Raw genomic sequence first — 5,054 nt, forward strand, 5'->3', positions numbered from 1 at the left:
GAGTTACGGCGGTCATGGCGGAGGGGAAACGCCCGGTCACATTCCGAACCCGGAAGCTAAGCCCTCCAGCGCCGATGGTACTGCACTCGTGAGGGTGTGGGAGAGTAGGACGCCGCCGGACAATCTTCCAGTCGAGGGCCGCCCCATCCGGGTCGGCCCTCGACTGCGTAGCGCCATTGGTGGCGCAATGAGGAAGGATGTACCTGTGAGTTCAGGACCGCAGGGCGGAGACCGTCCCCGTCGATACGAAGACCGTACTGACGGCCAGGGCGGCCGCGACCGCGGCCCGCGCCGCGACGACCGTCCCCCGTACCGGGGAGACCGCGACAACGCCGGCGGCGCCCGAGGCGGATACGCCGGCGGCCGCGACGCCGGTTCCCGTGGTGGTGACCGTGACGGTTCACGCTCCGGCACGCCCCGTGAGGGCGGCTACCGCGGCGGCGACCGTCGCGACGGCTTCCGTGGCGGCGACCGCGACAGCTCGCGGTCCAGCGCCCCGCGTGAGGGTGGTTACCGTGGCGGCGACCGCGACGGTTCGCGGTCCAGCGCTCCGCGTGAGGGCGGCTACCGGGGCGGTGACCGCGACGGCGGTTTCCGTGGTGGCGACCGTCGTGAGGGCGGCTTCCGTGGCGGCGACCGCGACGGTTCGCGGTCCAGCGCTCCGCGTGAGGGTGGTTACCGGGGCGGTGACCGCGAGGGTGGCTTCCGTGGTGGCGACCGTCGTGAGGGTGCTTTCCGTGGCGGCGAGCGCCGCGAGGGTGGCTTCCGCGGTGGTGACCGCGAGGGTGGCGGTTTCCGCGGTGGTGACCGTCGCGAGGGTGGTTTCCGTGGCGGCGATCGCGACGGCTCGCGTTCGAGTGCTCCCCGCGAGGGTGGCTTCCGCGGTGGTGACCGCGAGGGCGGCGGTTTCCGTGGTGGCGATCGTCGTGAGGGCGGCTACCAGGGCGGCGACCGCGGCCGGTCCGGCCCGTCCCGTGAGGGTGGCTTCCGCGGCGGTGACCGCGAGGGTGGCTTCCGTGGTGGTGACCGCCGTGAAGGTGGTTTCCGTGGCGGCGACCGCGACAGTTCCCGGTCGAGCGGCCCGCGTGAGGGCGGCGGCTTCCGTGGCGGTGACCGTCGCGAGGGTGGTTACCGCGGTGGTGACCGCGAGGGTGGCTTCCGTGGTGGTGACCGTCGTGAGGGTGGTTTCCGCGGTGGCGACCGGGACGGCTCGCGCTCGGGTGTTCCCCGCGAGGGTGGCTTCCGCGGTGGTGACCGCGAGGGTGGCTTCCGTGGTGGTGACCGTCGTGAGGGTGGTTTCCGCGGTGGCGACCGGGACGGCTCGCGTTCCGGGGCGCCCCGTGAGGGTGGCTTCCGTGGTGGTGACCGTCGTGAGGGTGGTTTCCGCGGTGGCGACCGGGACGGCTCGCGCTCGGGGGCGCCCCGTGAGGGTGGCTTCCGGGGTGGCGACCGTGAGGGCGGCTTCCGCGGCGGCGACCGTGGCGGCTCGCGTCCAGGTGCTCCCCGCGAGGGTGGCTTCCGTGGCGGCGAGCGGCGTGAGGGTGGCTTCCGCGGCGGCGACCGTGAGGGTGGCGGTTTCCGTGGTGGTGACCGCCGTGAGGGCGGCTTCCGCGGCGGTGACCGCCGTGAGGGCGGTGCGCCCCGTGAGGGTGGCTTCCGCGGTGGCGACCGTGAGGGTGGTTTCCGTGGTGGTGACCGCCGTGAGGGCGGCGCTCCCCGCGACGGCGGCTTCCGGGGCGGTGACCGTCGCGAAGGCGGCGCTCCCCGCGAGGGTGGCTTCCGCGGTGGCGACCGCCGTGAGGGTGGCTTCCGCGGCGGCGACCGTCGCGAGGGCGGCGCTCCCCGTGAGGGTGGCTTCCGGGGCGGTGACCGCCGTGAGGGCGGCGCTCCCCGCGAGGGTGGCTTCCGCGGTGGCGACCGTGAGGGTGGCTTCCGTGGCGGTGACCGCCGTGAGGGCGGCTACCGTGGCGGCGACCGTGAGGGTGGCTTCCGGGCCGATGACCGGCCGCGTCGCGAGGGCGACTTCCGCCGCGACGACCGCGGTGCGGGCTCCGATTCGTCCGAGCGTGGCCGCACCCTGGCCCCGGCGTTGCCGGACGACATCGTCGCGACCGATCTCGACAAGGACGTTCGCGCCGAGCTGCTCTCGCTGAACAAGCCGGTCGCCGAGACGGTGGCGCGGCACCTCGTCGCCACCGGCCAGCTGATCGACGAGGATCCGGCCGAGGCGCTGGCGCACGCACTGGCGGCCCGACGCCTCGCGTCGCGCATCTCCGCTGTCCGTGAGGCGGTCGGCCTGGCCGCGTACCACGCGGGGGAGTGGCAGACGGCGATCGCCGAGCTGCGCACGTACCACCGGATGAGCGGACTGCAGAGCCACCTGGCCGTGCTCGCGGACTGTGAGCGCGCCCTGGGCCGGCCGGAGCGGGCCATCGACCTGTTCCGCGGCGCCGACCGGGAGAAGCTGGACCAGGCCGTGGCGATCGAGCTGCTGATCGTCGCCGCCGGCGCCCGGGGCGACCTCGGGCAGAAGGACGCCGCCGTGGCGATGCTCCAGGTCCCGGACCTCACCAGCGAGGCCACCGTGCCGTGGACGGCGCGGCTGCGTTACGCGTACGCCGACGCGCTGCTCGCGGTGGGTCGTCGTGAGGAGGCCCGCGAGTGGTTCTCCCGCGCCGCTGACGTGGACACCGAGGGCGAGACCGACGCCGCGGAGCGGCTGCTGGAACTCGACGGTGTGCTCATCGAGGGTGACGAGGAGGACGAGGCGGCCGAGGAGATCGCTGCCGGCCCGGGTACTCCCGGGGCGGTGCCGGCTCGCCCGGACACCGAGCTCACCGCCGCCGACGACCGCGACGACGACCGCGACGACGAGGACGACCTCGAAGACGAGGACGACCGCGACGAGGACGACGACGACCGCGACGAGGACGACGACGACCTCGACGAGGACGACGACGACCTCGACGAGGACGACCTCGACGACGACGAGGACGACGACCGCGAGGACGAGGACTTCGACGACGAGGAGGACGGCGCTGCCGGCCCCTCCGGCGACGACGAGGGCCTCGACGGCGAGGACGAGGACCGTCACCCGGACGAGAGCGGACACGCCCAGGCGGACACCGCTGCCGACCGGACCGATGCGGCCGACGACGGCGGCGCGGTGAACACCGACGGGAACGCTTCGGGCCGGGGCGACGAGTCGGGGTCGACGCAGCGGTGAGCGTGGACGCCGGGGAGCGGCTGGTCGACGGGTACACCCTGGTCGTTTTCGACCTGGACGGGGTGATCTACCTGATCGACCGGCCGATCCCCGGCGCCGTCGACGCGGTGGCACGGTTGCACGCCGAGGGGCGGGCGGTGGCGTACGCCACCAACAACGCCTCCCGCCGGTCCAGCGAGGTCGCCGATCTGCTGACCGGGATGGGTGTGCCGGCCCGACCGGAGGAGGTACTCACTTCCGCCGCGGCCTCGGCGGAGCTGCTGCGCGATCGGCTGCCCGCTGGCGCGCCGGTGCTGGTGGTCGGCGCGGAGGCGCTGCGCGCCGAGCTGCGTGCGGTCGGGCTGACCCCGGTCTCGCGGGCGGACGAGAAGCCGGCGGCGGTGGTGCAGGGCTACGGTCCGCAGGTTGGCTGGGCCGAACTGGCCGAGGCGTCGCTCGCGGTACGGGACGGCGCGATCTGGATCGCCACCAACACCGACCGGACGCTGCCCAGTGGCCGGGGACCGTTGCCCGGCAACGGCGCGCTGGTCGCGGTGCTGCGTACGGCGTTGGAGCGGGATCCCGACGTGGTGGTCGGCAAGCCGGAGTCGGCGCTGTTCGAGACCGCTGCCCGGCGCAGCGGAGGGGGCCGGGCCCTGGTCGTCGGCGACCGGTTGGACACCGACATCGAGGGCGCCCGCCGGGCCGGGCTGGACAGCCTGCTCGTGCTCACCGGCGTCAGCCGCGTACCCGAACTGCTCGCCGCCGAGCCGCAACGGCGTCCCACGTACGTCGCGCGGGACCTGGCGGGACTCTTCGACCCGGCCGCGGTGGTGCCGGTCCCGGGCCCGGCGGACGCCGGTGGCTGGTCGGTGACGAATCGCGGTGGCTCGCTGGAGCTGGCCGGTTCGGGTCGGCCGCTGGACGCGCTGGCCGCGCTGTGCGCGGCGGCGTGGTCGGCGCCGTCGTCGCCGCGGATCCGCTCGGCGGGCCCGGATGCGGCCGGCGCGTTGGAGAGCTTCGGTCTGCCCGCGGGAGGATGAGCCGGGCGCCGTCGGCGCTCGTCAGAGCAGCTTGCGCAGCTTCAACAGGTCGAACGGGTTGGCTTTGATCGACACCCGGCGGGAGGTCACCGCGCCGGTGACGTCCAGGTCACCGCGGACCAGGGCGAGCAGGTCGTCGCTGGACGTGCTCAGCGCGATCTTGGCTTTGGGGTCGTCGCCGTCGGTCAGCTCGATCAGCCGCCCGCCGCTGATCCGGCCGTGGAAAGCGGTGTCCAGGTCGGTGATCCGGCAGGCCAGCGTCCGGTCCAGGTCGATCCGTTCGCGCACCGTCTCGGCGTTGCGATCCAGCCGGGCGGCCAGCTCCTGCAATGCCTGCCGGCACTCGTCCACGCTGGCCACATCTCCCCCTTGGTGATCGCCACGCCGTCCTCGGCACCGTACCGCACAGGACAGTCCGGGGTGCCCGGTAGCGTGACACCTGCACACCCCGCCCCGTGGAAGGACTCAGGCATGCAGGACGCGTGGCGCGCCTACCTCGAACTGGCCATGGGCCTGGCGGAGGCGCCCCGGAAGAAGGCCCAGGACGTGGCGCGTCGCCTCGTCGGGTCCGGCGGCGCGACCGCCGCCCAACTTCAGGCCCTCGGCGAGGAGTTGGTCACCACCGGCGCCGCCAACCGGGAGGCGCTGACCAAGCTGGTCCGTTTCGAGGTTGATCGGGCCCTGGGCGCGGTCGGCCTGGCCACCGCGGACGAGGTGGCCGAGCTGACCCGGCGGGTCCGCGACCTGGAACGGCAGTTGCGTGAGGCGCGGGCCGGCGAGCCGGCCGGCGCGCCGCCCGCCGGTCC

5 protein-coding genes and 1 rRNA gene are annotated in these 5,054 nt (G+C 74.4%); 4 read left to right on the forward strand and 2 right to left on the reverse strand.

Annotated features, from left to right (window positions below; genetic code table 11):
- Nucleotides 1-4: 4 nt before the first annotated feature.
- Nucleotides 5-121, forward strand: a 5S ribosomal RNA gene (rrf, locus tag EAD98_RS04135).
- A 279-nt stretch (nt 122-400) separates the two neighbouring features.
- On the opposite strand, the gene EAD98_RS31180 is transcribed toward rrf, so the two are convergent.
- Entirely contained in the window at nt 401-2,185 is a 1,785-nt protein-coding gene (locus EAD98_RS31180; RefSeq protein ID WP_199723279.1) for a hypothetical protein, read from the reverse strand.
- On the opposite strand from EAD98_RS31180, the gene EAD98_RS04140 reads away from it, so the two are divergent.
- Together EAD98_RS04140 and EAD98_RS04145 are read left to right on the forward strand one after the other, a co-directional pair.
- Nucleotides 2,174-3,226 carry a hypothetical protein gene (locus tag EAD98_RS04140; protein ID WP_233583712.1) on the forward strand — a complete coding sequence of 351 codons (1,053 nt, stop codon included), beginning with the start codon at nt 2,174-2,176 and terminating at the stop codon, nt 3,224-3,226. The genes EAD98_RS31180 and EAD98_RS04140 overlap by 12 nt on opposite strands.
- A complete protein-coding gene (locus EAD98_RS04145) occupies nt 3,223-4,248 on the forward strand; it encodes an HAD-IIA family hydrolase (RefSeq protein ID WP_121652744.1) in 1,026 nt (341 codons plus the stop codon). Before EAD98_RS04140 ends, EAD98_RS04145 begins: the two co-directional genes overlap by 4 nt.
- 21 nt (nt 4,249-4,269) lie before the next feature.
- Here EAD98_RS04145 and EAD98_RS04150 read toward each other — a convergent pair whose 3' ends face one another.
- Nucleotides 4,270-4,608: an SCP2 sterol-binding domain-containing protein gene (locus EAD98_RS04150; protein ID WP_121652745.1), complete on the reverse strand. Its 339-nt coding sequence runs from the start codon at nt 4,606-4,608 to the stop codon at nt 4,270-4,272.
- A 111-nt stretch (nt 4,609-4,719) separates the two neighbouring features.
- Between EAD98_RS04150 and EAD98_RS04155 the strand changes: the two genes are divergently transcribed.
- Nucleotides 4,720-5,054: phasin family protein (locus EAD98_RS04155; RefSeq protein ID WP_368666145.1), on the forward strand; the 335-nt coding region annotated here is incomplete at its 3' end.

The sequence above is a fragment of the Micromonospora sp. CV4 genome, from assembly GCF_003667455.1.
Lineage (GTDB): Bacteria > Actinomycetota > Actinomycetes > Mycobacteriales > Micromonosporaceae > Micromonospora.